The organism is Bifidobacterium sp. ESL0769 (assembly GCF_029395495.1).
Lineage (GTDB): Bacteria > Actinomycetota > Actinomycetes > Actinomycetales > Bifidobacteriaceae > Bifidobacterium.
Map to the genome: position 1 here is coordinate 950018 of NZ_CP113918.1, position 25800 is coordinate 975817.

Annotated in this window: 23 protein-coding genes and 1 tRNA gene; 15 read left to right on the forward strand and 9 right to left on the reverse strand. The window is 53.1% G+C overall.

What is annotated here, in order from left to right; all coding sequences use genetic code 11:
- The first annotated feature begins 43 nt into the window (after window positions 1-43).
- From OZX72_RS03815 to OZX72_RS03830, 4 genes are all read left to right on the forward strand, one after another.
- A complete protein-coding gene (locus OZX72_RS03815) occupies window positions 44-823 on the forward strand; it encodes a response regulator (protein WP_277159081.1) in 780 nt (259 codons plus the stop codon).
- Between the two features lie 130 nt (window positions 824-953).
- Window positions 954-4112: a DNA polymerase I gene (gene polA / locus OZX72_RS03820; protein ID WP_277159082.1), complete on the forward strand. Its 3159-nt coding sequence runs from the start codon at window positions 954-956 to the stop codon at window positions 4110-4112.
- Between the two features lie 283 nt (window positions 4113-4395).
- On the forward strand, window positions 4396-5274 hold the full coding sequence (locus OZX72_RS03825; protein WP_277159083.1) for a Nif3-like dinuclear metal center hexameric protein: 879 nt from the start codon (window positions 4396-4398) through the stop codon (window positions 5272-5274).
- A 175-nt stretch (window positions 5275-5449) separates the two neighbouring features.
- Window positions 5450-6094: an NUDIX hydrolase gene (locus tag OZX72_RS03830; RefSeq protein WP_277159084.1), complete on the forward strand. Its 645-nt coding sequence runs from the start codon at window positions 5450-5452 to the stop codon at window positions 6092-6094.
- A 223-nt stretch (window positions 6095-6317) separates the two neighbouring features.
- Here the strand turns inward: OZX72_RS03830 and OZX72_RS03835 are convergent, their stop codons facing one another.
- Window positions 6318-7511, reverse strand: a complete 1194-nt coding sequence (locus OZX72_RS03835; protein ID WP_277159085.1) for an ABC transporter permease — start codon at window positions 7509-7511, stop codon at window positions 6318-6320.
- A 386-nt stretch (window positions 7512-7897) separates the two neighbouring features.
- Between OZX72_RS03835 and OZX72_RS03840 the strand changes: the two genes are divergently transcribed.
- Both OZX72_RS03840 and OZX72_RS03845 read left to right on the forward strand, forming a co-directional pair.
- A tRNA-Pro gene (locus OZX72_RS03840) sits at window positions 7898-7971 on the forward strand.
- A 266-nt stretch (window positions 7972-8237) separates the two neighbouring features.
- Window positions 8238-8384 (forward strand): hypothetical protein, encoded by a 147-nt coding sequence (locus tag OZX72_RS03845; protein ID WP_277159086.1) that lies wholly within the window; start codon window positions 8238-8240, stop codon window positions 8382-8384.
- 164 nt (window positions 8385-8548) lie between these two features.
- Here OZX72_RS03845 and OZX72_RS03850 read toward each other — a convergent pair whose 3' ends face one another.
- Window positions 8549-8704, reverse strand: coding sequence for a hypothetical protein (locus OZX72_RS03850; RefSeq protein WP_277159087.1), 156 nt, complete (start codon window positions 8702-8704; stop codon window positions 8549-8551).
- Window positions 8705-8763: 59 nt separating this feature from the next.
- Here OZX72_RS03850 and OZX72_RS03855 point away from each other — a divergent pair, with 59 nt between their 5' ends.
- The 3 genes from OZX72_RS03855 to OZX72_RS03865 all read left to right on the forward strand — a co-directional run bounded on the left by OZX72_RS03855 (window position 8764) and on the right by OZX72_RS03865 (window position 11165).
- On the forward strand, window positions 8764-10125 hold the full coding sequence (locus OZX72_RS03855) for a polymorphic toxin type 44 domain-containing protein (protein ID WP_277159088.1): 1362 nt from the start codon (window positions 8764-8766) through the stop codon (window positions 10123-10125).
- Complete coding sequence (locus OZX72_RS03860; RefSeq protein WP_277159089.1) at window positions 10094-10498, forward strand: hypothetical protein; 405 nt, start codon at window positions 10094-10096, stop codon at window positions 10496-10498. Before OZX72_RS03855 ends, OZX72_RS03860 begins: the two co-directional genes overlap by 32 nt.
- A gap of 184 nt (window positions 10499-10682) precedes the next feature.
- Window positions 10683-11165 (forward strand): hypothetical protein, encoded by a 483-nt coding sequence (locus tag OZX72_RS03865; protein ID WP_277159090.1) that lies wholly within the window; start codon window positions 10683-10685, stop codon window positions 11163-11165.
- A gap of 328 nt (window positions 11166-11493) precedes the next feature.
- Here OZX72_RS03865 and OZX72_RS03870 read toward each other — a convergent pair whose 3' ends face one another.
- The 3 genes from OZX72_RS03870 to OZX72_RS03880 all read right to left on the reverse strand — a co-directional run bounded on the left by OZX72_RS03870 (window position 11494) and on the right by OZX72_RS03880 (window position 14302).
- Window positions 11494-12690, reverse strand: coding sequence for a hypothetical protein (locus OZX72_RS03870; protein WP_277159091.1), 1197 nt, complete (start codon window positions 12688-12690; stop codon window positions 11494-11496).
- 489 nt (window positions 12691-13179) lie between these two features.
- Window positions 13180-13440 carry an integrase core domain-containing protein gene (locus OZX72_RS03875; protein ID WP_277159092.1) on the reverse strand — a complete coding sequence of 87 codons (261 nt, stop codon included), beginning with the start codon at window positions 13438-13440 and terminating at the stop codon, window positions 13180-13182.
- A 139-nt stretch (window positions 13441-13579) separates the two neighbouring features.
- The gene (locus OZX72_RS03880; RefSeq protein ID WP_277159093.1) at window positions 13580-14302 is read right to left on the reverse strand and encodes a transposase; all 723 of its coding nucleotides are present in this window, start codon (window positions 14300-14302) and stop codon (window positions 13580-13582) included.
- A gap of 260 nt (window positions 14303-14562) precedes the next feature.
- On the opposite strand from OZX72_RS03880, the gene OZX72_RS03885 reads away from it, so the two are divergent.
- On the forward strand, window positions 14563-15918 hold the full coding sequence (locus OZX72_RS03885; RefSeq protein WP_277159094.1) for an AbiH family protein: 1356 nt from the start codon (window positions 14563-14565) through the stop codon (window positions 15916-15918).
- A 314-nt stretch (window positions 15919-16232) separates the two neighbouring features.
- On the opposite strand, the gene OZX72_RS03890 is transcribed toward OZX72_RS03885, so the two are convergent.
- The gene (locus tag OZX72_RS03890) at window positions 16233-17147 is read right to left on the reverse strand and encodes a type II CAAX endopeptidase family protein (RefSeq protein ID WP_277159095.1); all 915 of its coding nucleotides are present in this window, start codon (window positions 17145-17147) and stop codon (window positions 16233-16235) included.
- Between the two features lie 100 nt (window positions 17148-17247).
- Here OZX72_RS03890 and OZX72_RS03895 point away from each other — a divergent pair, with 100 nt between their 5' ends.
- The gene (locus tag OZX72_RS03895; protein ID WP_277159096.1) at window positions 17248-17709 is read left to right on the forward strand and encodes a YbhB/YbcL family Raf kinase inhibitor-like protein; all 462 of its coding nucleotides are present in this window, start codon (window positions 17248-17250) and stop codon (window positions 17707-17709) included.
- Between the two features lie 40 nt (window positions 17710-17749).
- On the opposite strand, the gene OZX72_RS03900 is transcribed toward OZX72_RS03895, so the two are convergent.
- Entirely contained in the window at window positions 17750-18190 is a 441-nt protein-coding gene (locus OZX72_RS03900) for a GNAT family N-acetyltransferase (protein ID WP_277159097.1), read from the reverse strand.
- A 304-nt stretch (window positions 18191-18494) separates the two neighbouring features.
- Between OZX72_RS03900 and OZX72_RS03905 the strand changes: the two genes are divergently transcribed.
- Complete coding sequence (locus OZX72_RS03905; protein ID WP_277159098.1) at window positions 18495-19361, forward strand: aldo/keto reductase; 867 nt, start codon at window positions 18495-18497, stop codon at window positions 19359-19361.
- A 126-nt stretch (window positions 19362-19487) separates the two neighbouring features.
- Window positions 19488-19898 (forward strand): cupin domain-containing protein, encoded by a 411-nt coding sequence (locus OZX72_RS03910; protein WP_277159099.1) that lies wholly within the window; start codon window positions 19488-19490, stop codon window positions 19896-19898.
- A gap of 253 nt (window positions 19899-20151) precedes the next feature.
- Here the strand turns inward: OZX72_RS03910 and OZX72_RS03915 are convergent, their stop codons facing one another.
- Complete coding sequence (locus OZX72_RS03915) at window positions 20152-20574, reverse strand: hypothetical protein (RefSeq protein WP_277159100.1); 423 nt, start codon at window positions 20572-20574, stop codon at window positions 20152-20154.
- 74 nt (window positions 20575-20648) lie between these two features.
- Window positions 20649-21182, reverse strand: a complete 534-nt coding sequence (locus OZX72_RS03920; protein WP_277159101.1) for a TetR/AcrR family transcriptional regulator — start codon at window positions 21180-21182, stop codon at window positions 20649-20651.
- Between the two features lie 325 nt (window positions 21183-21507).
- On the opposite strand from OZX72_RS03920, the gene OZX72_RS03925 reads away from it, so the two are divergent.
- Complete coding sequence (locus OZX72_RS03925; protein ID WP_277159102.1) at window positions 21508-22098, forward strand: hypothetical protein; 591 nt, start codon at window positions 21508-21510, stop codon at window positions 22096-22098.
- On the forward strand, window positions 22095-25640 hold the full coding sequence (locus OZX72_RS03930; RefSeq protein ID WP_277159103.1) for a carboxypeptidase regulatory-like domain-containing protein: 3546 nt from the start codon (window positions 22095-22097) through the stop codon (window positions 25638-25640). The genes OZX72_RS03925 and OZX72_RS03930 overlap by 4 nt, the downstream gene beginning before the upstream one ends.
- The last annotated feature ends 160 nt before the right edge of the window (window positions 25641-25800 follow it).

Genomic DNA, 25800 nt, shown 5'->3' on the forward strand with positions numbered 1-25800 from the left:
ACTGAGAAGGCGCGAAGACACGGGTGCAGAAGTGTTTATAGAAATGGATGATGATATGGACCAGATACTGACTGATGAGGAATTGAAGGCCGCTGCCACCGATAATATCGAATCCGGCGCAGATGAAGCCAAGGCAGAAAAAACCGAAGAAGAGGGCAAGCCGCGTCAGCGCACCGTCGTCGTGGCCGAAGACGAATCCGTGAACCGTATGGACTTGGTTGCCATGCTTGAAGACAATGGCTACAAGGTCGTCGGCGAGGCCGCCAATGGCGAGGAAGCCGTCGAACTTACCCGCAAGGAGCGCCCGGACGTCGTGTGCATGGACGTCAAAATGCCGCGTATGGATGGCATCACCGCAGCAGGCACCATTTGCGACGAGAACATCGCCCCTGTCGTCATGCTGACCGCTTATTCCCAGCCCGATCTGGTCAAGCAGGCCACCGGCGCTGGTGCCATGGCCTACGTCACTAAGCCGTATGAGGAATCCAAGCTGCTGCCGGCGCTGGAAGTGGCCATGGGCCGTTTCGCCGAGATCAACGATCTGCTCGACACCGTCGAAGCGAACGAAGGCAAGCTCAAGGAGACCCAGTCCCAGCTCAAGGAAGCCGAAGAAAAGCTCAAGAAGGCCGAGGACACGCTTGAGGAGCGCAAGCTCGTCGATCGTGCCAAGGGCCTGTTGATGGACAAGGCGGACTTCTCCGAACAGGGTGCATTCCGTTGGATCCAGAAGACTTCCATGGATCAGCGTATCCCCAAGAAGCGTCTTGCTATGGCCATCATCGCCAAGTACGGCGATCCGAAGCCGGAACCCCAGCAGCGCTGAGCTCAGTCATAAAATTTTATGAAGTCGCCTGTCGATTCGCCTATGAATCGGCAGGCGATATTTGTATAGTGGATACCAACAGTGAAACAACACGGCGTATAAAACAGCGATTACAAGGAACAGCGAACTTATGAGTGACAATGAAAGCTTGAAGAAAGCGAACGATACCGCGAAAGCCGGCAATAGCGACAAGATGAGTAACCCAGACAAAGCTGAAGGCACCTCGAAAGCGAACGGTTCGATAGAATCGTCAGAAAATACCGCAAAATCCAAAGGCAAGCTTCTGGTGGTGGATGGCCATTCCCTCGCTTTCCGCGCCTTTTTCGCCCTCCCTGTGGAAAGCTTCTCCACCTCCACCGGTCAACCGACCAATGCCGTATGGGGATTTTCGACCATGCTTGCGCAGGTGCTCGATAACGAGAAGCCCGATCATCTCGCTGTCGCCTTCGATATGGCAGGCGGCACGTTCCGTAACAAGATGCTGCCGCAATACAAAGGAACCAGAGATGCGGCACCTGAGGAGCTTCTGAGTCAGCTGCCGATTATCCAGGACCTGCTCAAGGCGTTGGGTGTCAAATACGTGGAGAAGAAGGGCTACGAAGGTGACGACATCATCGGCACCATGGCCACGATGGGCGAGCACGCCGGCTACAAGACGCTCGTGCTTTCCGGCGATCGCGACGCCTTCCAGCTGATCGACGACGATATCACCGTGCTCTATCCCGGCCATCATTTCAAGGACTTGAAGCACATGACCCCGGACGCCATCGTCGAAAAATACCATGTCACCCCGCAGCAATACCCGGATTTGGCGGCCATGCGCGGCGAGACTGCCGACAATATTCCCGGCGTTCCGGGCGTGGGCGATGGATACGCGGCCAAGTGGATCAACCAATACGGCGGGCTCGAAGGCATCATCGAGCACGCCGACGAACTGCCCGGCAAGAAAGGGCAGGCGCTGCGCGACAACATCGACCAGGTCAAGCTCAACCGTCGCGTCAACGCTGTTTTACGCGATATCGACCTCGGAGCCACCATCGATGACTTCACGCTCGGCGGTATGGATATGAACAAGGTCAACGAGGTCTTCTCCAAGCTCCAGTTCAGCAACCGGTCGAAGAACAGGCTGGTCAAGTCCTTCAATGGCGGGGTCATGCCGGCAAATGCAGATTCGGCGGCTGGAGCGGCCGCGGCTGATGCCGACGATGATGAGCCGATTATCAAGAATCCTCATGTCACCGAAATCCGCAATGCCGGAGAACTTGGCGACTGGATCAACGCACACATCTCGTCGGTGTATCCCGCAGGTAAAATCAACCCCGATCTGATTATTCAGACTTTTGGCGAAAAGGATGATGGCTCGGAAGACGGCGGCCATTCGGGCATCAAACCGAATGATGATTCCGGCCAGACTTCCATCGAAAAGCAAAACAGCTACGATGCCGAGGTTCGTGCTGCGGAAAAGGCGGATGAACAGGCCATCATCGACGGTGCCAAAGGGCCGGAACTAGTCGATCGTGATATGTGTTGCTCTGAAAAGGTCGATCATTCTTGGGTGCTATACGCGACCGGGCGTTCCAAGCCGGGAAACGCGAAACTGGAAACCGTGATGCTGTTGGCCGATAACGAGGCGGCGATGATCGGTGAAGGCACCATCGATGACGCCATGAGTTCGGCGTTGCAGTTCCTGTTGGATGTCTTCCATACCTCGATGGTGGTGCACGGATACAAGGAACATCTGCATATGCTGGCTTCGGCCGGTGTGACCATGCGGCGACCGCTTTTCGACACCAAGCTTGCCGGTTATCTGGTGCATCCGGATTTCCATGCCGAAACGCTTGGAAAGGCCGCTGAACATTTCCTCGGTCTCATTGAGGACAGCAAGCCCAAACAAACTCAGGGCGAACTTGATTTTGGCGGTGAAGAGGAAGCGGACAGTGACGACGACGCTCCGAAAGAGGAACAGCAAGAAGCTGTGAAGGATGTCGCCATCGTCCGGGCGCTCGCCGATTTCCTGAAGGCTCCGATTGATCAACGTAAGCAGTATGGACTGCTGCGCTCCATCGAACTGCCGGTTTCCCAAGTGCTTTACGGCATCGAGGACGCCGGTGCGAAAGTGGACCTGGGGCGCTTGCACGAGCTGCTCGACGGGTTTGCGGCTGATGCCGATCAGGCCCAGCAGATTGCCTTTGAGGCGGCCGGCCACGATCTCAATCTGCAAAGCCCGAAGCAACTGCAGGCGGTCTTGTTCGACGAAATGGGTCTTAAGCCATCGCGAAAGACCAAAACCGGTTCGTACACCACCAATGCTGCCACGCTGCAGAACCTGTATGTCAAGTATGCCGAGGATGAGAAGGCCAGTAATTTCCTTGGTGCGCTACTTCGTCACCGTGAGACCAATAAGTTGAAGCAGATTGCGCAGACCCTGCTGGAAGCCGTCAACCCCAAGGACGGCAGGATCCACACCACTTTCGAGCAGACCGTCGCGGCCACCGGGCGCTTGAGCTCGGTCGATCCGAACCTGCAGAACATCCCTAACCGCAACGCCACCGGCCGCGAAATCCGTTCGGCGTTCGTGCCGGGAGAGGGCTTCGAATCGCTGCTGAGCTGCGATTATTCGCAGGTCGAACTGCGCATTATGGCCGACCTTTCCGGTGACGAATCGCTGATCGAAGCGTTCAAGTCCGGCGCAGACTTTCACCGCTATGTGGCCAGTCTTGTGTATGACATTCCGGTCGACGAAATCACTTCCGACCAGCGCAGCCACGTCAAGGCGATGAGCTACGGGCTGGCCTACGGACTGAGTACATACGGGCTTTCGCAACAGCTCAAGATCAGCCCGGCCGAGGCCGATGTGCTGAAATCCAAGTATTTCGCCACGTTCGGCAAGGTGCACGACTATCTGGAATCGCTCGTCGCCACCGCGCGTGAGAAAGGCTATACGGAGACGATGTTCGGTCGCCGCCGTTACTTCCCGGGGCTCAATTCCACTCGTCGCCAAGTGCGGGATGCTGCTGAACGCGCGGCGCTCAACGCGCCGATTCAAGGGTCTGCCGCCGATATTATGAAGATCGCCATGATTCGCGCCGATTATGCACTTCGTGAGGCCGGGGTCAAAAGCCGTGTCATCCTGCAGATTCACGACGAACTTGTGCTGGAAGTTGCGCCGGGGGAGAGTGAGCAGGTGAGTGATTTGGTGCGTAACGCTATGGAGCACGCCGTCGACCTGGCCGTGCCGCTGGATGTCTCCATCGGCATCGGCTCCGATTGGCAGGCCGCTGCGCACTGATGGTGGGCTAGCGTCTGGCGGAAACTGCTGATATGGCTCGTCTCCGGTAGTCGTTACCGCTCAATCTGTTTGAGGCTGGTATTTTTGAACCCGCACGCCAGCTGGTAAAAGTGTTTGACGATGGCTCTATTGTGGAAGCAATGGAGCCATCTTGCGTAGATGCTCGAAAGCGTGACGAAGCTGTTTCATGAGTGATGTCAGTTTTGGTCGCGTGCTCGATTGTCGGTATTGGTTGAAATGGATTGTCAATAGTTCAGAAGATGGCTAATAGTTCGGAGGAAACATGTCAGAGAAGAAGAAGCCAAGGCTTGCTGAAGTCGTCGAAGTACTGGAACAGCTGTATCCGCTCAAATATGCCGAGGATTGGGACTTTCCAGGGCTGATAGTCGGCGATTTGAACGATACCGTCGGCAAGATTGTCTTCGCCGCGGACCCGACCATGGCCGTGGTCGACAAAGCGATTGCGATGGATGCCAATCTACTCATCTGCCATCATCCGCTGTTCTTCCGCGCGGTTCACGAGGTTTCCGGGCTTGGTGTTCATGGGGCCATCGCCGGAAAACTGTATCGTGCGCACTGTGGGCTGTGGGTCGGGCACACCAACGCCGATGTCGCCTACCGTGGGGTCGCCCAGGCCGCGGCCGATGCGTTCGGATTGCAGGATCAAACGCCACTGGTGTCTGCTGGCGAGGAAAATGGTCATGCCATAGGGCTCGGGCGTGTCGGTACTCTAGCGGAGCCAATGACGTTGCGTGTGTTTGCCGAACGCGTTGCAGCGGAAGTACCAAAGACGAATTATGGTATTCAGGTTGCAGGCGATTTGGATGCTGACGTTCAGAAGATTGCCGTGTTGCCCGGTTCTGGGGATTCCGATTTCGACGAAGTGCGGGAAAGCAGTGCCGACGTCTATGTGACCAGCGACTTGCGCCATCACCCGGCCACAGACGCGCTGCAACAGGCCTGTTATGAAGCGACGCTCAACCATGCCACGATGAAGCCAGCACTCATCAACACGCCACATTCGGCCATCGAGTCGATGTGGTTCAGGTATGCGCTTGACGATATCGCCGATGGAGTTGAGAAGGCCACTGGTTTCCGGCCTGAGACGGAACGCGTCGGTATCGTCACTGACCCATGGCAACTGGTGCTTGGGCGGAACTAGTCATCAAGTATCTGTTGGAATATACCGTGTGGGTTGGTGTATCTAGTTCTGCTTTGGCTTGTATGTTTTTGTTCTACATTGATGAAAAGTAGTTGATATTAATATATTCGTATATTGAGGTTCATCTACGTCAAAAGTGGAGATGGGGAAGTTGGGAAGAATAATGGATGTAGAAATGACAGAATCTATCCGCAAGCGGGTCAATAAGCGTTTGCAGGACTCGACCGACGGTGTCAACATGGAAGCCCCGGTACGCTTGATTTCCAGCGAAACCGTCTACCGTGGGGCCATTTTCCATATTGATGACCGCAGGCTGGCGCTCGCGAAAACCGACGGTGGGGAAGTGCCAGTGCGCCGGCAGATTCTGGTCCATCCGCAGGCAGTGGTGATGCTGGTTCACGACGAAGTCCGGGACAAGTATATGCTGGAACGCGAATATCGTGTCGGTCCAAATAAATTTACTTACGGTTTTCCAGCGGGACTGATGGAAGACGGCGAAAAACCCGAGGTTTCAGCGTTGCGTGAGCTGCAAGAGGAAACGGGAGTCGTGCCGAAAGACGAGAATTCGGTGCGGCTTGAACGTGTCGGTGATTTCTATTCCTCCGGCGGCATGACCAACGAACTGGCGCATATTTTCGTGATTCACCTGTCGGCATGGAAGCAGGAATCGCGTCATTTCGACAAGGATGAACACGTTCAGTCCACGTGGGTGACGTGGGAGGAACTGACCGGCATCGGCATTCAGGCTGCGGATTCCACCATCGCCATCCAGCACGAGGAGATTCGTCGGTTGCGCGAGCGGTTGGCAGCTGGGAAGTAACGGTACGATTTTCGATATAGTGGCCATCTGCTCGTATGCTGGCGGAACTAAGACTATGGCTCCACTTCATGGCATATTACGAAAATAATTTGGTCAGGAAAGCATCAACGAAACGAAGTTTTGAATAATCGTCAATCCAATATTCCAATATTGATGTTGTTTTAATGCGGATGGAAAGAGAGGACCGAACCTTCTCTGACCGGGTTTCCTGCATGCCTCTCCTTTACTGAGTGGCTGCGATACGCGAATGCATGCGGTGGTTCTTGTCGACCGAAGACGGGATGGTGTCGGCGACATGGGCGGTGGCCAAGTCTGGTGAAGTCTCTTCCTGGTCGATATGCATGACCTGCTCGGCGATACGATCGGCTTCGATGGCCGCTATCTGACGCGAGAACATGATGAACCAGCCGAGGAACACGAGGCCGGCCAGTGCCTCGACGTTGGTCATCGTGTTGGCACCCATCAACCATTGCGCGAGCACGACGCCGCAGACGGCGATGGCAAGATAGCCGGCTGCGTAAATGGCGAGGGAAAGCTGCGGTGCAAGCCAGGGGAGCGTAAGCAGAAGCAGACCCATGACGACGACGATGCCGCGGGCGAAAACATTGTGGAGGATGGGATGCGGCGTATAGCGGAATGTTCCGATGCCTATAAAGGCGATGCCGGAGAAGGCAAGCATGATCGAAAGGCAGATGAGACGCGCTTTGTAGTGTTTGATGTGGCTGGAACGCAGCGGGCCTTGCTCCTGATGCCATTCGCGGCGCTGGCGGTATGAGGTCACGAGTTCGGAAATGGCGAAGTAACTGACGATGATGATGCAGATGCCAGCGAGAATCAGCGTCGAGTTGAACATGTGCGCGGCGAAGGTGGTGCGGTCGCCGAGCTGCGAGAAATTGTTGGTGTACCAGTTCGGATCGTCTGTGGTCAGGCCCGCGACGCTCACGCCGGCGACCACAAAAAGCGGCAACAGACCGGCCAGTGTTTTGGCGTCCATCAGTTCTGCTTGCACAAAGGTGACGTACCCGGCGATGCCTGCAAAGCCGGCACACATGGGGATGATGTATTCAAGGAACATCGTGCCCATCAGGTTGTTGGCCATGCTCAGGATTGCGAATGAGGTGAGGAACAGCGTGGAGGCATAAACCGTCGCAAGGGCGAGGATTTCGACCAGGCGGCGCAGGATTTCTATCCAGCGGTTGTGGGTATTGAGCGAGCTCGAGCGCCGTGCGTAGCCGAAGATAAAGGAAATGGTGCCGCACGCGGCGATGATGATGGAGGCGATGACGAACTGCCGACGGCTGATCATCCATGCGGCCGGCAGTAGCGAGACGCACAGCTCCATGATACTCGCTCCCGCGATGGCGCAGATGATGAAGGAGACGAGCCCCGAGGTCTCCGTGCGCTGATGCAGTCCCATTGTTATTCGTTACCCTTCGTCATCTTTTGTTGTGGCTTGTGTTTTTGCTGCCATATTCGCAGCTTACCCACTAGCGTTCGTTTTTTCGTCGGCGTTCGTGTTTGTGGTCTGTTTGCTAGCGTTCGCATTTTCGTGAGTCACGTTCGCGACTCATCCGTTGACGTTGCGTTTCCGCAAGTATCGGTGTTTATATCTGTTCGCTTACCGTGTTTCGTGGTTCGCGTTCGTGAGCGTTCATGCGTTATTGTTTTGTTCGTGGACGTTTGCGCTTTGCAGTTCCTGTCCTCCCGCTTGCGTGCCATATTATATGCCGTTGTCTATCTTAGCGAGTCGCATGGCCGGGGTTGCGCTATACTTATTATTTGTGCTTTGTTTTACGGGCACATCGGGATGTAGCGCAGTTTGGTAGCGCGCCTGCTTTGGGAGCAGGATGTCGCAGGTTCGAATCCTGTCATCCCGACTGAAATCGTTGAAATTTCAACGGCCCGACACATGTTTTCGCCGGTATCCCTAATTTTATCGTTATTGGGTGCGATATATTTTGTATTGATTTCTGTCATTTTATGTTATTGTTGATTGGTGTCTGCAGGGGGTGTCTTATGGCTGAAGGAACCATCAAATCGAGCACAGCCGGTGCACAAGAGGCGATTGGAGAGTTGACGGGGCTTTGACGCCTCGGGTTTCGCGAACCAATCGGTGAATTTCGGGTCGAGCACGGTGCCTGGAATGTTTTCGGGGCGTGATGTAGGCAACGCGCTGATGGACAATGTGTCCGCTGCCGTGTCGTGTGTGCTGGAGCAGGCCAACAAGTTCCCACAGATTGCGAATGTCATCGAGGAATGTGATGTGGATGTCGCGAGGAGGTGGAAATAGGGATGGGATATTATTCGCGACACGAATCACCGAATTTTGGCCATTGTGCTGGCGACGACGGAGAGGATCTCGAACAGGTAAGGAGCCTTGAACCGCGCCGGGAGAATCTTGAGGACCTGAGTCGTCGGACTATTGTGCGTGGAGAGGCGTTCGTTGGGGAGTATTCAGCGTACGTTCGACAGGCGTGCGGCCTGTATACGCAGAACGGCCATCTTTCTTCTCACACGCAGGCGCAGCTGGACATTATTCGGAATGTGGAACGGGACGTGCGCATGACTTCCAAGATCGGCGAAGAGGAGCTTGCCCGGTCCTGTCGTCAAGCCTCGATACGTATACAGAATGAGGCCGACGCGCTGCTCCGGGGAGGAAAGGGGCAGCGATGGTAGTCTATGATGCCGAAGACTCTGACAACCTTATGGAAGCACTGAGTGCCAATCTGCAAGGCGCGAAAGAGGTGTTTAACCGTCTTTCGAAGGGCAGTACCCACCTCGAGCAAATCGTCGATTCTGGTATGCTGAAGGGTGTGGCATACACGGCTGGCAGGGGGATGTTCGTTGCGTATGTCGATCCGATGATTCGCAAGCTGGACCAAGCTATTGACGACATCGCCGGAGACCTGAAACTGTACCGGGCCGCCGATACGACAGTACGTTCGGTTGACACCCACATCGACGAAGAGGCCGTCCGTAAGCGCCTCGACGCCGTTAACAAAATGATCGGCACCGTCCAACAGCGGATCAAAGACAACCAGGCCGCGATTGACTCATTCAATGCCTCATCTTCCGCGTCAGCAGCATCGGCTTTGGGAAACCAATACCACAGACTGCATATGCAGCTCGATAAGCTTGACGAGCTCAACGCCGACTACAACGAGGAGCTTTCCGCTCTGCGAACGTTCGCGGACAACATTGCCCCGTTGTTCAAAGACAGTGCACAGGTGTTTAATGACGCGATGCGTGGCGTGAAGGCTATCAACAGCTCCTATGCCGCAGCCGATGGGTCTATCATCTTTCCGGCAGGTACCGACATGGGATGGCTCGCAGCCCTGCAAAAGGATAAGCTGGGCGGAGGAGCGGATCCAAACAGGCTGCCAAGCTCCTACCGTGCCGAGGTCAAGGAAATCCAGAATGATTCCAACCTCAATCCGCAGGAAAAGGCAGACAGGATCGAAAAAGTCTACGAGACATGGCTGCACTCCCTCGCCCCGGCTGCATTTGATGAATACGCTAAAACGAGGAGAAAATACCCGCCCGAGCCAGGAAAGCCTCTCGACCCGCATCTTATCGAAGCCGAGAAGAAGCTTTCCAAGGCTTTGCACGGTACTCACATCGACATCCGTAAGACAGCAAGGAACCTCGGTGGGGATGTCGCCAAAATCTCCGGCACCCGGGACTATGGCCAATTCTACAACATGGTACAAACCGGCCATCCGCTGGATCTCAAGAACAGGATGCACGACACAGATACTTATTCCATATGGTCGAGAGGATGGGATGGTAACCCCACAAACAAGGACGGTACACCCAAAGGTGACTTCCTCGGCAACTATCTCTACGGATACTATGGGTCCAGCGTCGGTTTTGACCCGGGCACACTGCATGGTGGCGCCGGAACGGCCCAAGTGATATCCGACTGGAGCAAACTGCATCCCAATTTCCACGGCGACAACCAGGGCGACGCCGAAGACATCGATGAGGGAATCAAAGACCATGACAAAGCACACATTCGGAAACACCATTAAGCGTCGCAAGGCTATCGCCGTCATACTTGCCGTCGTTCTCTTGGCCGTTCTTTTGCTCGCTGGGCTGACGGTGAAATCCGAGGTGCTGGATCCTATCTATTATCCCCATCAGGAAAAGGTGTTCAAGATGCGGCGCGATGCCGACGAACTCGATTCGGTCACCGTCCACGTAAGTAGTGACAGCCCAGATGTGACGGTCAAGGTCCTGAGCAGTGACGGCACCGATTGTGGGTCTTTTCATGGGGCCAAAAGAAACTGGGAGACTCGTGTGGGCACCAACGGGAATTACAAGGTCATCGTCCGCAACGACACCGGACGGTGGATCACTGCGCATGTCGATTACTCGGACGACATCTGCTCGCCGACATGTTAGACCGCCCCAGACGATATGGTTAACCTGATAGTGCACGTCCTCTAACCAAACACCGCCGGCAGTTCGGTGAAGGCCCCTGCCAATCCGAAGCCTGATGCCGACTCCTTACCAGATGAATTACCGTACTTCTTCAAAAATACAGCTTGAGGCTTTTGCGGACGATGTATTGAAAGGAGACCTCTACATGCCCGATATTTTGAGAAAGCCAACCCCGATCGCGAAGATGTACGAGGCTTTGAGCGCGGTGGCGGATGGTCGTGTGGAATTGTGCGGCCCGGAATCGAAGGCCATCGTGACTTCATCGGCCCGTACGAAACGGTATACGGTGATGATCTCCAACGGACTGTATTCCTCCAATGACAACGCGACATACTGGCAGCATTATGCCGGATATCCCATCATCGCAGTGCTCATCGAGCAGAGAAGAATCAGTCTGCCGCCGGATTCCCGACCGCTGCTGGAGCATTTCAAAAACATCAATTGGAAGCAGCTGAATACCGACAACAAGAACCACTACGATAAAGCCGTCTCCCAGTTTCTGTCCTCGACTGGCCATGCGGAAGAAATCGAAAAGCTCGTTCGAAACATATATGAGCAGGTCAACACCCTCCCGTTCGCGGTCAAAGGCAACCGCAAACCACTCATCAAGCTGTCGACAAAAGACTAATGAAACCCGGCGCATCCAGAAAAACCCGTTGTAGGGATTATTAACGCCTTAATTGCTTAGACAGACGGCATTGTCACTGACATCATGATTATGGCCGTCATCGATTATTTATTAGTTACTGATTAGCGCAGTAACATGGTCTTTGGCTAGTTAAGACCTGCTCAGTTCGTGTAAGTAAGCACTTTCGCTCTTTCCCTATTTTATCATTTTGGAGAGTGGTCTAGTTGAAAATGGGGTAGTGTCCGGTAGCTTGCGCACTTTAGGTTTTGGGATTTGATAGGGAGGAAAAGGCTTATTTTTCTACGCTGCTTTAAAAGGAAATCAATGATTATTTTGTTGTATCCTTAGATACTTCATCTTTGATGTCCCAATCAAATAAGTAGCAGGCAAGGCCGAAGACCGATAAAAGTCCTTGAGCGGCATTGACCTTTGAGAACCTAACCTTGTCAATGTTATGACTTACTGCATGCCTGGAAAACCTGAAAGGAATGGAATCACCTTTGTCAAGATGGTAATGGACGAAAGACGGATACATGGGTGCCAATGCCAAGGATGTTCTCGTGTCTTGATTGTTTATCTCCTCTTTTTCCCGTTCTTTTTCCTCTCTGCCTAGACGTTGCTGAAAATCGGCTTTCGACTCTCCTTTCTTCTGCTCTAGCAATCTTTGATTGAGTATTGCTTTTTGTAGTCGTGGATTGTTAATTCGGCCTGATAGTGTTTCGCCAATTTGAGCAAGAAGTGTCGTTCCGGCGGCGAGATGGCCATCTTCAATCACGCTGATTGCTTCCTGCAGCAAGCTGATATACTTTTGCTCCACTTTTGTATGGGGTTTGATGTCCAGAAATTGTGAGCAGTTCCTAAGCACGGTTCGTAGTGAGCCCGAGAGGATTTTCCTTCGTTCTTGTTCGGACTTGGCTCGAAAAAGCCTGCCTGCGAGTTTACTGTTGACAATACAAAAGAACGGGATTCCTTCAGTCAGTCCGATAGCCACGATTTCTTGGACGAATTCAGTTGCGTCCATATTACTTTCCATACATACAGGCTTGAGGTTGTCTGGAAGCGAATACCAAAGGATGTTCTTTAGTCCTTTGGTCGATGCAAGGAGTGCTTGTACTATGTTGCTGTTGATAAGTGTTGGCAGCTGAGAAACCATATTCATTTGCTTGATGAGGCCATCAAGTATGGGTTTCATCGAAAGTGTTGTTGAAAGGGCTTTGTCTACAAGTTTCGTACTTGCAGCGAAATTCATTATGCCGGCTTGGATGCCAGGAAGATTAGCTGCTATAGCGGTGGACTGTACTGACAAAGCATTGGAGGCGTACACGATTGACTGTCTTATTGAGGGTATATTGAATGCAGGTATTGTTGCGGCAATTTCATTCCAAGGAACCTTGACTGCCCATGCCGACGGCTGAGCTGCCATTATTTTTGCTACTCTGTTGATTGCCGTTTTGAGGTCAGGAGTGTCTTTCCTGTTCTCGATAGCGGTAAGGTCAATGACATAATCGACTTTTTCTTCGCCCATATTCTATAGCGTACTGGAATGATGTGGTTCTGCCTACAATTCTTTACAAAAGAGGACAAAAATAGTCTGTTCAGAATTTCTATTGGTGTTCACCTGACCCGCCGTTGTATCTTGTTCAAATAGAAGTCCCGAATTGATAGGAGCTCATTTGTACTGGAATCTGAGTTCTCAATAGAAATGCAATACTCGTACGATGATGAAATTGCTTATGTTCTGTCATCGTGAAGGGTGCTGCACTCGTTATATCCTGCTACCGGCACGTGTCGGAAGAGGAAAGAAAACTGTAGAGGGATTGTGTTTGCGTGCCGTTTGATGCGCGTGACAGCGAGCGAGTGGTTGTTCGCCGTCGAGCATCAGCCAGGAGCTGAGGAGGAACCGCTGGTTCGCTGGTAACGAGAACGAGTCCTACCAGGGGGCGTGCGGACGGAAAGTTGGAGACCGGATGGGAGGCTTAGTCTTTTTTGTATAGTGATGCTGAATTGTCAACGGTTAGTTGGACGGTTTTGTGAGGGATTTTCCTTGTCTGGTGAACTCGGCCGGGCTGAGGTAGCCGAGGGTCGAGTGCAGTCTCTGGTTGTTGTACCACCAGACGTACTGGTTGACGTCGTGGCGTAGCTGTTCGCCGGTGGTGTAGGTGTTGCGGTAGATCAGCTCCTTCTTGATGAGGCGGTTGGTGGATTCGACCACGGCGTTGTCGTAGGGGGTGCCTTTGGCGGAGAGGGAGCGGCGGATGCCGAACACGTCGAGCATCTCGTCGATTTTCCCGTTGTCGAACTCGCTGCCGCGCGGTCGGTGTGGAACACCTCGATGTCGTTCAATGGGAACCTCAACGTGGCGAACGCGCTCAGCACGAAGGCGGCGTCGCGCACGGGGCCTACGGCGTGCCCGGCTATCGAGCGGTCGGCCAGCAGGCAGATGTACTGCACTCGCCGCCGACGCGCACGTAGGTCAGGTCGCTGGCGATATGCGTGTGCGGCGCGTGGCCGTGGAACTCCCGGTTGAGGATGTTGGGCAGGGCGGCCTCGTTGACTTTGGATTTCCGGGGTCTGAACGCCGGCCTGGCATAGGCGCTGGCCATGCCGCTTTCGCGCATGATCCGGCATATCCTGCGCCTGGAGGCGGTAACGTCCTCGCGTTCCAGAACGGCCTTGAGCTTGCGCGAGCCGTAGCCGCCGCCGCTGTCGCGCCACACGCTCCTCCAGCGGGTCGGCGCGATCCGCCTCCGGATGCTCCAGCATCCAGTAGTACGTAGACTTGGGCGCGCCCAGTATTTTGCATTGCGCCGGTACCGGGTAACGACCGGCGTTGGACCGTACCACGCCCGCTTTCGTGCGAATACCGGCGCCGCATGTTCTGAAACGTCCACCTCCATCCTCAGCCTCGTGTTCTGTTTGCGCAGCTCGGTCAGCTCGTTCTGCTCCGGGATGCGGTTGTCCGCCGCATGCGTGGACCCGCTGTTGCGGATCCCCTCCACCCACCGGTGCAGCGTGGAGTGCGACAGGTCATACTCGGACCGCATCTCCCCGGCGGTCTTGCCGTCCTCGTAGAGCTGGACGATCTGTTTCTTGAACTCATCGGTGTAATGCCTCGGGTGATACGGGTCGGCCATCATGGTCTCCTTATCTCAAAGGTCCCTCATCATATCGTCCAGTAAACTATAGCCAATCCACATGGCATAATCAGGCAACGAAAACAGGAAAACATCTCCAACTTTCCATTTGCACGCCTGGAGTTCAACACCTTTGTTTTTAGAACTATGATTCAGCATATGCTGTCCTGGATTGAGATTGCCTTATCTGAGTAACAGATTTGGAATCAGCTGCGAGGAGGTGTAACCTGGGTGCAATACATAGGTCGAATTAAGGGAATGCAATGACGCGACAGATGATAGTGCTTGGTAATGGATTTGATACATGTCTCGGATTAAAATCATCATATCCAGATTTTTTTAGAGATCGTTTCTTAGAGATTTTTGGTTTCCCGCTTGAAATTGAAGACCCTCGTGTGGATATAGAAGATTTAGGCGGAAACGAAGCTTTTGATCTCTTTAAAAAATATGGTGAAAACAATAATAAATATAAAATCACAATCTGGGATTTTATATTTTTGTTTGAATATGCCCAAGCGATTACGCGGGGTTCAGGATTAAAGGATATGTATAATTGGTCTGATATTGAGTCGATTATTAAAAAATGGGTCTCGAATGAAGATGCCGGTAGAGATTATCTCGTCAAATTTCGTGCTCCCGGTATTTACATAATTGATAGTTCAGACTCTTTCCTTAATACTGGTCTTGCAGCTAACTCGATTAGTATGGACCATGTAGCTGAATATTTAAATCAGCAGTATTATTCTTCGGACGGAACTGAATATGCGTTAGATTCTGGTTTTGATGATGTAATTCCTGATAAGACTTTTGATGATGTACTGTTTGACGATTTAAAAGTATTTGAACAGGTTTTTGCAGATTATCTTAATCGGATTCAGAGTGAGCCATTGGAATCAGGTGAAAGTTATCAAATAGCGGCTCAAAAAACATATAATGAAATCGTTCGTTACGGTCTTGATGATAAGCAGAAAACTGGTACGATAAACACCTTACTTTCGTTCAATTACACTACACCCATTCGTGTTAATTATCAGAATGTTATAAATGAAGATAAATCTTTAACAGGTAAATCTTTAACAGATGTAACTTTAAGGGTACTTAATGTGCACGGAAAAATCGGGAGGAAAGATGAGCCAAATAGCAATATTTTTGGTATCGACCCGATAATTCGGAATAAAAAGAAACGTCACTTGTTAGAAGATCCACAGATTTTCAAATTCACTAAGCCTGCCAGGGCGTTAACAAATTTGAGGATTAACTTAGACGAGAATATCTTCGATATCGATGCGGTCCATTCGAATCACCAAGATATCTATATAAAATTTTTTGGTCATTCGCTAGGTGACGCTGACTATTCTTATTTTCAAGCGTTATTCGATCACTTCGATATTTATAACCGAGATGAGGTCAAACTCTGTTTCCTATATAGAAAGCATAATGATGGAAAGGATAGATACGGATATCCCCTGAAAGATTATGATCCATCTGGCTTAATAGAGAAAGTAGAGAAACTGATCAATGCTTACGGTGAGACACTGGATAACAAAGACCATGGCATGAACCTTTTCCAGAAACTAGTGCTTGAAAGGCGCATATGTGTGCAGGCAATAGACGAATGAATTAAACAGAGGATGCCATGATTACAGTTTCGCAGTATCTGTTGTTTTGTGATTATGATTTTATTATTAGTTGATTCAATACATTTGTTGGACGTTTTTGTGTATAGCGTGGGCCAATCTAATTTTGAGTGGCCGACTATCTGATAGATTTAAACTATAGATTTCGTTAGTAATTATTGGTAGTTGATAGTGTCCGATGGTTTAGCAAATTGAGTCTTAAAATTTAATCTAATTCTTGACAGTTTTCTGAAGATGCTTCTAGGTTGTCGATTAATCTATATAATTTAAGGTTGCCGGTAGTAATTGTCGTTGTTTTATAGACTTTTTGCGTTGCGATTCCATAATGGCTTCACGATTTTCCCTTGTTTCTGCAGTGATACCAATATAAACACTGCAATCGCTCCGCACACCAACACCGGAACGATGCTGGCCTCGAAACCGAAGGTGCCACCGGTTAGGATTGCGGGGCCTTGCCATTTGGCGGTGAGCCATGATGATTGCTTGCCGAGGCCGGAGACAACGGAGCCGAATATCGGGCCCTCGGCGACGTTCCACATGGCGTGGAAGCCGATGACCCACCACAGTGATCTGGTCCATGCGTATATGGCCGCGAACAGTGCGCCGGACTCTATCGCGAGGGCGAGTGCTCCCCATAGTGTCGCTTCGGGGTTGTTCAGGTGCATGAGCCCGAACAGTAGGGCGGAAACCAGAACGCCGCCCCAGGTCCCGATCCATTCCTCGAGCAGTCTGAAGATGATGCCGCGGCACGCGATTTCCTCGCCGATGCCGCCGCAGACACCCATGACGAAGATATCCATCCACGGCGAGTAGTACGGGTTGAAGTCGATGACGCGATAGCTGCCGGAAAGGAAGAGGATACCGATGCACAGGGCGATGGCACTGAAGCCCGCGAACATTCCAACCAGTAGGCCTGGGAGCCGGGAGAGTCGTAGTTCGTAAGGGTTCCTGCGTTTTTCGAGCAACATCACCACTATGAGGTAGGCGATGACGACCGCCACGACTTCCAGCGGAGCCGATACCGATATGGACAGGATTGCATGGTTCTCGCCGCTGTCGTGGCGTTGGATGTGTAGAACGTGCTTGACCAACATGAAGGCGGGAACATAGAGCACGAGGAATATCAGGATGAAGGCGAGAAAATGCGCCAGCGTCCGGATGGCGGCCTGCTTCTTTCCGGTTTTCACATCCTCGTGGTCTGGCGTCAGCATTATGCTCCTCTCGACAGAAATGTTATTTCTGAATAAATAATAATGATAATCTACTGCTTATAGGTCGATTGAGTATTTAGGTGCAAAGGGAGAAAGCGCGATGGAGCGGATTGAAGTTGCTTGCGGCGGGATCGATGAGAATGGCAAGTTTAAGGCGGAGTTCACGGGGAGAGGCAGCGATATTTCTCCGGAATTTACGTTTTCGGGTATCCCGGATAAAGCCAAGTCGCTGGCCATTGTGCTGCGCGACATGAGTCATCCGTTGTTTGGCGAAATGACACATTGGATTATTTGGGATTTGCCGGTTATGGACACTTTGCCGGCAGGTATCGCCAGGGGAGCGCGGCCCGGAATCGGCGATGCGGTTCAGGGAATGGCGTACGGCTGCCATCGTTACCGCGGGCCGAAGCCGCCGAAAGGAACCAGCCACCGCTACGAGTTCACCGTCTATGCGCTTGATAGGCAGCTTGGGCTTGGGCCCATGATCTCTTACCGTAAACTCAAAGCCGAGTTGGACGGCAAAGTGGTCGGTATGGGTAAGGTTGAAGGAACGTTCGAATAACTTTATTGAGTGCCGCGTTCTTTAATCGGTGTGCTGTGCGCTACCGCAATCGCTTGCCGAATCGGGCCTGCATCTTGTCTAGCGTGTAGCCGATGGCCTGATAGAACTTGTGGGCGTCCTTGCGGAATTCGGCGGAATTGAGCCGCACTTCCTCGGCATTGATGCTTTGTGCCCAAGTCTCGACGGCTTCCATCAGCTTGCGTCCCGCGCCTTTGCCGCGCGCCGCTTGTGAAACCGCAAGCCCCATGACGTTTACCGCCGGGTCGCCATAGGTCGCTTTGTAGGTGTTGGCCTGAACGTAGCCAACGACGTTTCCGTCTTGAACGGCCACGAAAATGCGACAACCCGGGTTAGCCAGCAGTTCCGCGAGCCGCTCGCGCGTGCGATCGAGGGGATAGTCGTATCCTAGACAAACGTTGTTGAGTTCCTGCAGCGCTGAGGCATCGTTCCTGTCGGCTTGTCGTATGTTGATTTCGCTCATATCGGTAATCTTAATATTTTCCATGTTGAAACTGCGGGAGCTCGCGTTTTTGGGTAACGTTTCTTCAAATTCGTCATAGTCGATTAGTTTGATGAAATTAATAGGAAGAAATATGCGAATATATTCGTGTGAAGGTATCGAAGTAAACGATGAGTGTTCTCTTGTTCATATTATTTTTTCAAGGTTAGGTGTTCACGTCCGATCATGACACCTTACGGGCTGCTGTATTGACCTCAAGTGCTTGAAGTTTTTATAGTTGGCGATAGATGCCGCTATAAGACGATAAAACGGTTCGAAAGGAACAATGATGACAATACTTGAAGAAAACTACACATTGAACAACGGGGTGAAGATTCCCAAGCTGGGTTTCGGAACTTGGCTGATTGACGACGACAAAGTCGGAGTAGCAGTGCAAACGGCGCTCGCATGCGGGTATCGCTACGTTGACACGGCTCAGGCTTACGAGAACGAGCATGGCGTGGGCGAAGGTGTGCGCGCTTCGGGTTTCAAGCGCGAGGATGTATTCGTCAGCACGAAAGTGAGGGCCGAGCACAAGGACTATCAATCTGCCAAGGATTCCATCGAAGCCTCGCTTAAAACCCTCGACATTGACTACATCGATTTGTTGCTCATCCATGCGCCCGAACCGTGGGTTCATTTCCACGAAGGCGACCATTGCTTCGAAGGCAACCTCGAGGCGTGGCGGGCGATGGAGGAGGCCGTGAAGGTCGGTAACGTGCGTGGCATTGGAGTCTCGAACTTCGAGGACGTCGATCTTGACAACATTCTGCAACACTGCGAAATCAAGCCGGCGGTCAACCAGCTGCTCACGCATGTGGGCAACACGCGTTTCGATTTGCTTGATACTGCCAAGAAGAACAATATTCTGGTCGAGGCCTATTCGCCGATCGCTCACGGTGAGATGGCGGGCAACCCGACGCTCACCGAGATGGCGGAACGTTACGGCGTCTCAGTTCCGCAGCTGATGATTCGTTACTGCCTCGAGCTTGGCACATTGCCGCTTCCCAAGGCATCTTCCGAAGCGCATATCAAAGCCAACGCCGAGGTTGATTTCAGCATCAGCGCCGAAGATATGCAGACTCTGCGCGATATGCCAAGGGTCAAGGATTATGGCGAGGCCAGCGATTTCCCTGTATTCAGCGGCCGCTGATTATCTCAACAGTTTTATCGATAACCACCGATACGTCGATTGATATGCAGCCTGGTTTGTTCGAAAACCAATAAGCTAAGAAGCGTATCGCAAACCAATAATTTCAATAGAAAAGAGATAAAGAAAATGGCAACAACATTCACGAACCCGAGCCCGTTCCCGATGGGCCACCCCAACGATGTCTATGCCCAGTATTTTGACGGTCAGAGCTACAATGCTCCGCTGGGTGGCACGGATCAGGCCAAGGTCGCCAACGTGACCTTCGAGGCCGGCTGCAGGAACCATTGGCATATCCACCACAAGGCGACGCAGATTCTCATCGCTGTGGGCGGTCGCGGTTACTGCCAGTTCGAGGGCGAACCAGTACGCGAGCTGCGTCCCGGTGACGTGGTGGTCGTACCGCCGGAAACCAAGCACTGGCATGGCGCCAGCCCAAACGAGCCGTTCTCTCACATAGCCGTGATGACGTCTGAAGAGGGCGCTTCGAACGAGTGGCTCGAACCGGTCGATCCGGAAGAATACTCCAAACTGAACTGACCCCTGCTTACCTCAACCGCTTGCCGAATCGGGCCTGCATCTTGTCGAGTGTGTATAGCCGATGGCCTGATAGAACTTGTGGGCATCTTTGCGAAACTCAGGCCTTTCGCGCCACAATCGAGAAGGTCAGCGGAATGCGCGGATAGCCTTGCGACATGTGCCATGATTGGTCTTGCTCATGAAACTCGAGTAGCGGCGTTGCCTGCCAGTCGGAGATGTCGTATTCGCCGATTGAATTTTTCGGTTCGGTCTTTTACTCAATAGCAGCGTTGATGACATCTGCGACTTGGCGCGGGTCAGCGACACCAAGCACCAGGCGATTGTACTTTTCGTCGCGCAGCTGGATAACCAGTGGCTGTTCGGGTTGGGCGATGTTCCAGAACTCGACATCGCCGTCGGGGAATTTGAACGTGCCGGCCTTTTTGTCGGGCGTGGCAAGGCCGGGATCGCGAAATGCCTGGCGTCCGGACATATTGAATCCGGGGTCGAGCGTCGCGCCCGCCACGTGGGTCAACGGTATCTCCAGATTGCCTTTGAGCGACCAGAGTTTGTTGAGACCGTTAGGAACGACTTTCAGGGTTTTCCCCTCGATGGTCACGGTATTGCTGCCCGTGTTCCCGGAGTCGTTGCGGCTTGTGTTTTTGCCATTTTCCTGATTATTCTGCATTCCAGACATAGTGATACTTCCTTTTTGTAATGGTTGTTTTTAAAAAATTTGGTTGATTCGGATAAACGAGAAATTTGGTTGATTCAGTCGTGCGTCGGTTTGACGGCAATCCCAGCACGATTCAGCAGATTGTCTCCGAGAGCTTGTGACAGTAGAACCGCTTGTTCCCGTGGAATCAGAGAGCGCCATTTGACGATGATGTCGCGAACCTTTGCGTCATGGGGCGCAAGTTCCAGACAGGCGATGATGACAAGCGTCAGAACGTCATCTGAGAAAAGGCTGTTTGCGGGAAATTGGGGTTCAGGCCGAATCGTCTTTCCACTAACCTCAGGTTGAGTCGATGGGGAAGTGGCTTCAGCGGAAACGTTGTCGCTTTCGCCTTCGCTGGATTCGGATGTATTTGCCGATTTGTTCCCAGACGCGGCATTCAACGCACTTTGCAGCACTTTCAGGAACACCCCGCGCTTGCTGCCGAAAGCTTGGTAAAGGCTCCCGCGTTTGAGCCCGGTTGCGCCAACGAGGTCATCGATTGAGGTGGCATCGTATCCGTGTGTGCAGAAAACCTTGCGACACTGTTCGAGTACTTTGTGCTCATCAAAACTTCTTGGTCTTGCCATACTTGGCACTATACCAGTTTTTGAATGATTAGTCAAAAACTAAAAGCCGCGTTTTGATCTAGAGAGTACAGGGATCCACGTGCGATAGGCCTTTTGTTCATAGTGCCGAAGGCGTCATTGAGACGGCATTTGCTTGGTGGTTGGAACTTTTGAGGGGTCTTGTTTTTCCTGCGAGAAATGTTCCAACAGTCGAACTTGTTTATGACGCAATTACTGAGGCAAATCGCATGGGACGAGCAATAATTTATGAAAATCCTCACACTTTGATAATCTTTATTCGAATAGAAATTATTCGAAGTTGAGTTATCTATAGTAAGAGGAAGTTATGACTAGAAAAAGAGGGGCCATCTGTACGTTGGCAACGCTGTGTATTGCGTTGTTGGCGGCCATAGTTTGCCCGCAACCCGCTTTTGCGAATGATTTTTCGCAGATATCGGTGCCAGCCGGAACCCAGAATGTGTGGGTGGATGTTGAAACTCCATCAGCATCCTCGACGACTTTCAAAGGCACTATGAACAACAATGGCAACAAGACGGATTTGAAATTCAAGCCATCGCCCAGCGGCCTGACGGCCATAGCGCCGGCGCAAGAGGGCAAGGCTTCGTTCGTCCTGTCTGCGAATAAGCCGACGAACGCATTGTTCGCGTTTACTTTCGTAGATGGCAGTGGTGCCGTTCTCTATGAATTCTCCGGTCGCATCGGTGTCACCGAAAAGCCGCAGACCATCAATGTCGGCCTGATCGCGCAAGCCGACAAGACCGCGCAGACCGGCAAGAATACACAAACCGGCCAGGTTGCCAAGAAAGACCCGATCGCCCAAACCGGTTCCGAGGTTTTGCCGGTCGTTGCGATGGCCTTCGGAGCGCTCGCTGTCGGCGCAGTTCTGGTTTATGCAAGGAAGAAGGTGGCACGATGAAAGGCATTCTGCATTCATCTTCCAGACTTAAGAAAGCAGTCGCACTGAGTGTCGCTTCCGCCCTTGCATTGACAATGGGCATGACGGGAGCTACCAGTGCCAACGCGTCAGGACTTACTCCTGTCAACAAAGCCGAATACTCGTCGAAAAAGTACGTCCCTGCCGTAGAGTCTTCAATCGGCGTGGGTTCTGTTCCGACGAACAGCGATGATGGCGTCGCGTTGCCGGGCATGAACGGATATGATTCGGCGCTTCTGCGTCTGAGCGTGTTCGCTCCGGCTCAGGATACGACGATAACCGTTGCAGGCAGTGCGGCGCTCATCGCGTCCGCCGGCCAGGATGCGTCGACCACGGTTCTTGCCCCGATTTCCGGCGGCAAGGCTGCCATTTCGGCCTCGGCCAATGCCAACATTCGCGTCGAGGTTCTCGCTTCGTTCAAGAATTCCGACAATACCCCTGGTCTCACCAGGGCGCTTTCGACGCTCAAGACTCGTGCCACCGCCGCATTGGGCGCCGAGCAGACGGTCGCGGTCACTGGCTTGGGTGGCGTGCCCAGTGTTGACGTGCGTGCCGTCTATGTCACCGCGGATATCACCTTGCAGCAGGCCGGAACCGTCACGATTGCCGGCCAGCAGTTCGCGTTGCCGCAAGGCCGTACGGCGGTCTCCACGCTTGTCGTGCCGGATGTCGAAAAGGGCGAGATCCATATCTCGTCGACGACCCCGGGCACTATCGGGCTTTCGCTGCGTGGCTGGGTCTCCGGCTCCGCCGCCAATAGAGAGCATGCCAACGTCGAGGGCAGTTATGTGCCGGTTTCCGGTGCAAATTGGTCCAAGAGCACGGCTTCGCCGGATGCCCAGGGCAAAGTCAACGTTCCTGGCAACAAGGACCGTGCGCTGTCGCTGGCTTTGGTCAGCGCCGGTAAGCAGACGGCGAATACCGCCCGTACCTTCGTCGACGTGGGCGAAAACCTCAACGGCCGTGCCCATGGTGTTGTTGTCGATGGACAAAAAGGTGCGGTGCCTCAGGTCGAAGTGGTCGAATCCTCGGCCACCCAAGCTCCGGTGAGTGTGCGCGGCGATGCGGTGAATGTCAACGTCCTGCCTTTGGGCGACGTTCTCGGTGCGCCCAGCACGGCCAGGAGCTCGGTCGATCTGGCCATCACGTCTCCCGGCGAGGGAGCCAATGTGGATTTGGCGAAGACCGGCATGGTCACTCTGAAGGGTACGGTCAAGTCCGGTTCGGCCATCGATCGCGTCGAAGTGTATGGCAACTCGGTCAAGATCGGCACTGCCGATGTGCAGTACACGGCCACCGGTGCGAAGTGGACGATGCGTGTCGCCTCGCCTCGCAGCCAGCAGGTGACGTACAAGGCCGTCGGCATCTCACGTGATCAGGGACAGGCCGAATCCAAGGTCGGTGTCCGTGTCACTCTGCCGGATGCCCAAAAGACGTTGGTCACTCCCGATACGGTGGTGATCAATCCCGATGATGGCGTCAACACGATTCTGAAGGTCAACAGCGACAACATTGTCTTTGCCAACAAGCCGAGTTTCGATGTCGGTAAGGTCATCGTTTCCGGTGTCGGCACCAATGTTCCCGAAGGCTTCATCAGGCGTGTCCTGACCGTCGAGCGCAGCGATCACGGGTGGATCGTCTTCACCACGTCGGCCGCGATGACTGATGTCTTCGAGCAGGTACATATCGATCATAATCAGACCGCTATGGGCTCCGACGCCAGCGCGACGGAAACACCGAACTCCAATTCTGACATCGTGGTCAAGCCAGGTGACAAGCAACGGGTCAACATGGTGTCTGCCGGCCAGCTGAGTAGATCCGGTTCATCACAAAAACCTGCTCCACGGTTTGATGCCGATGCGAGCGCCGGAGTGGAAGCGTCGTTCAATATGAGCTTCCCGGGTCCGAACGTGAGCAACAACGACGATCCGGATGCCAAAAAGCCGACGGATTACGCCAAGCAGCATCACGGCGACAGCAAGGCGAAGAAAGCGGCCCAAGCCAGCAGTGGCATCGCCCTTTCGGCCAAGGAAGCCGTTACGCTCGGCGTGCATTTCACGCTCGATGTCGACGTGGCCTTTGATTGGGCGCCGAAGGTGGAACTCAAGAAGTTCAGAACCTCCATCACCGGTGATCAGAAAACCAATGCCTCCCTGTCGGCATTCGGCAAGGCTTCGGCAAGCTATAGCAATGACGATGTCGCGCACCTGCACCTTTCCACCATCAGCTTCTCGGTCGGCCCTGTGCCGGTCGTGATTGTGCCGGAAGCCTCGCTCGGTTTCGCGGCGAAGGTCAACGGTTCGGCGAAGGTCGAGTATTCGTACGCCCAGGAACGTTCGTTCGAAAAGGGTGCGGAATTCTCCGACGGCAACTGGAAGATGATCGACGAAAACCATGATTCGGCAAGCAAGAACACCCCTTGTGGTCCTAACGGATACGAGACCTCGTTGTCCGGTAGCGTCGACGCCGAAGCGGGCCCGACCGTGCACGCCGCGCTGAAGATCTATGACGTGGTCGGCCCTGAAATCAATGCGGGAATAAAGGCCACGGCCAATGCCAACTATGATGGCAACGCCAGTTCTGCCGGGCATGTCGCCGTCAAGTGGAAGTTCATCGTGAAGGTGATAGGCAACGGCGAGGTCAAGGCGAAGTTCACCGTTCCCGTCATCGACAAGACCCTCTTCGATAAGACCTTGGCTTCCGGTGACGTCGAAACGACGGTCATCGACAGCGAGCTCGACGTCGATCATACCTGCCCGGCTGATAGCGGGACCGGCGGCACCTCCGACACGAGCAACGAAACCTACGATCTCACCGGCAAAGTCAGTGATGCGACGAACGGTAACGCCATTCCCGATGCCACCATCGTCGTCACCGGCAACGGTATCTCGAAGACCACGACCTCCAACGATCGTGGTGAGTTCGCCATGGGCCTGCCTGCTGGCGAGTACGATGTGAAAGTCACCCATCCCGGTTACATCGATTGGACAACGCATATCAATATGACTTCGAATCTTGATTTGAATGTTGTCAGCTCGCTGTCCACACCGACGTCCTCGATAGGCGAGTATCGCGCGGTGCTCACGTGGGGCGAAAAGCCCGCGGATGAGGATTCCCACCTCATCGGCAACACGCCGAATGCTCACTATCACGTCTATTACCGCAACAAGAACGCCTATGACAACAGCAGTAGGCGTGTCGCGTGGCTGGATCGTGACGACGTAACAAGCTATGGTCCCGAAACGGTCACTTTCGACGTGGACGCCAACGGTACGTACAGCTATTATGTGCACAACTACAGCCGTACCAATCACTACACCGGCGATAAGTTAAGTACTTCCGGCGCTCAGGTGGATCTGTATCGTGGCAATGAGCAGGTCGGTCATTATGTCATTCCGACGGATTGGGGGAATGAAGATGACTGGTACGTGTTCTCCATTCAGAACGGGCAGGTAACCGGTTATATTCCGCAGGCCATGTCGCAGGGGCTTACGCCTCCGTCGTCCGGCTCGGACAAGAAGTAAGCTTCTTGCTTCGGTCGTCTGATTTTCTTGCTTGCCTAGTGGCTGAGCAAGGCAGATAGATCAGGCTGATTTTGTGGAGTGCGATCTGCATTGATATGCGGGTCGCACTCCATTTTTTAATATCATCGGTTATTATTTGGCTGGTATCGTGAGTTATAGA

Coding starts and splice junctions, on each gene's coding strand:
- OZX72_RS03815 (WP_277159081.1), top strand. CDS start 44: ATGGATGATGATATGGACCAGATACTGACTGATGAGGAATTGAAGGCC.
- polA (WP_277159082.1), top strand. CDS start 954: ATGAGTGACAATGAAAGCTTGAAGAAAGCGAACGATACCGCGAAAGCC.
- OZX72_RS03825 (WP_277159083.1), top strand. CDS start 4,396: ATGTCAGAGAAGAAGAAGCCAAGGCTTGCTGAAGTCGTCGAAGTACTG.
- OZX72_RS03830 (WP_277159084.1), top strand. CDS start 5,450: ATGACAGAATCTATCCGCAAGCGGGTCAATAAGCGTTTGCAGGACTCG.
- OZX72_RS03835 (WP_277159085.1), bottom strand. CDS start 7,511: ATGGGACTGCATCAGCGCACGGAGACCTCGGGGCTCGTCTCCTTCATC.
- OZX72_RS03845 (WP_277159086.1), top strand. CDS start 8,238: ATGTTTTCGGGGCGTGATGTAGGCAACGCGCTGATGGACAATGTGTCC.
- OZX72_RS03855 (WP_277159088.1), top strand. CDS start 8,764: ATGGTAGTCTATGATGCCGAAGACTCTGACAACCTTATGGAAGCACTG.
- OZX72_RS03860 (WP_277159089.1), top strand. CDS start 10,094: ATGACAAAGCACACATTCGGAAACACCATTAAGCGTCGCAAGGCTATC.
- OZX72_RS03865 (WP_277159090.1), top strand. CDS start 10,683: ATGCCCGATATTTTGAGAAAGCCAACCCCGATCGCGAAGATGTACGAG.
- OZX72_RS03870 (WP_277159091.1), bottom strand. CDS start 12,690: ATGGGCGAAGAAAAAGTCGATTATGTCATTGACCTTACCGCTATCGAG.
- OZX72_RS03875 (WP_277159092.1), bottom strand. CDS start 13,440: ATGCTCGACGTGTTCGGCATCCGCCGCTCCCTCTCCGCCAAAGGCACC.
- OZX72_RS03880 (WP_277159093.1), bottom strand. CDS start 14,302: ATGATGGCCGACCCGTATCACCCGAGGCATTACACCGATGAGTTCAAG.
- OZX72_RS03885 (WP_277159094.1), top strand. CDS start 14,563: ATGACGCGACAGATGATAGTGCTTGGTAATGGATTTGATACATGTCTC.
- OZX72_RS03890 (WP_277159095.1), bottom strand. CDS start 17,147: ATGCTGACGCCAGACCACGAGGATGTGAAAACCGGAAAGAAGCAGGCC.
- OZX72_RS03895 (WP_277159096.1), top strand. CDS start 17,248: ATGGAGCGGATTGAAGTTGCTTGCGGCGGGATCGATGAGAATGGCAAG.
- OZX72_RS03900 (WP_277159097.1), bottom strand. CDS start 18,190: ATGAGCGAAATCAACATACGACAAGCCGACAGGAACGATGCCTCAGCG.
- OZX72_RS03905 (WP_277159098.1), top strand. CDS start 18,495: ATGATGACAATACTTGAAGAAAACTACACATTGAACAACGGGGTGAAG.
- OZX72_RS03910 (WP_277159099.1), top strand. CDS start 19,488: ATGGCAACAACATTCACGAACCCGAGCCCGTTCCCGATGGGCCACCCC.
- OZX72_RS03915 (WP_277159100.1), bottom strand. CDS start 20,574: ATGTCTGGAATGCAGAATAATCAGGAAAATGGCAAAAACACAAGCCGC.
- OZX72_RS03920 (WP_277159101.1), bottom strand. CDS start 21,182: ATGGCAAGACCAAGAAGTTTTGATGAGCACAAAGTACTCGAACAGTGT.
- OZX72_RS03925 (WP_277159102.1), top strand. CDS start 21,508: ATGACTAGAAAAAGAGGGGCCATCTGTACGTTGGCAACGCTGTGTATT.
- OZX72_RS03930 (WP_277159103.1), top strand. CDS start 22,095: ATGAAAGGCATTCTGCATTCATCTTCCAGACTTAAGAAAGCAGTCGCA.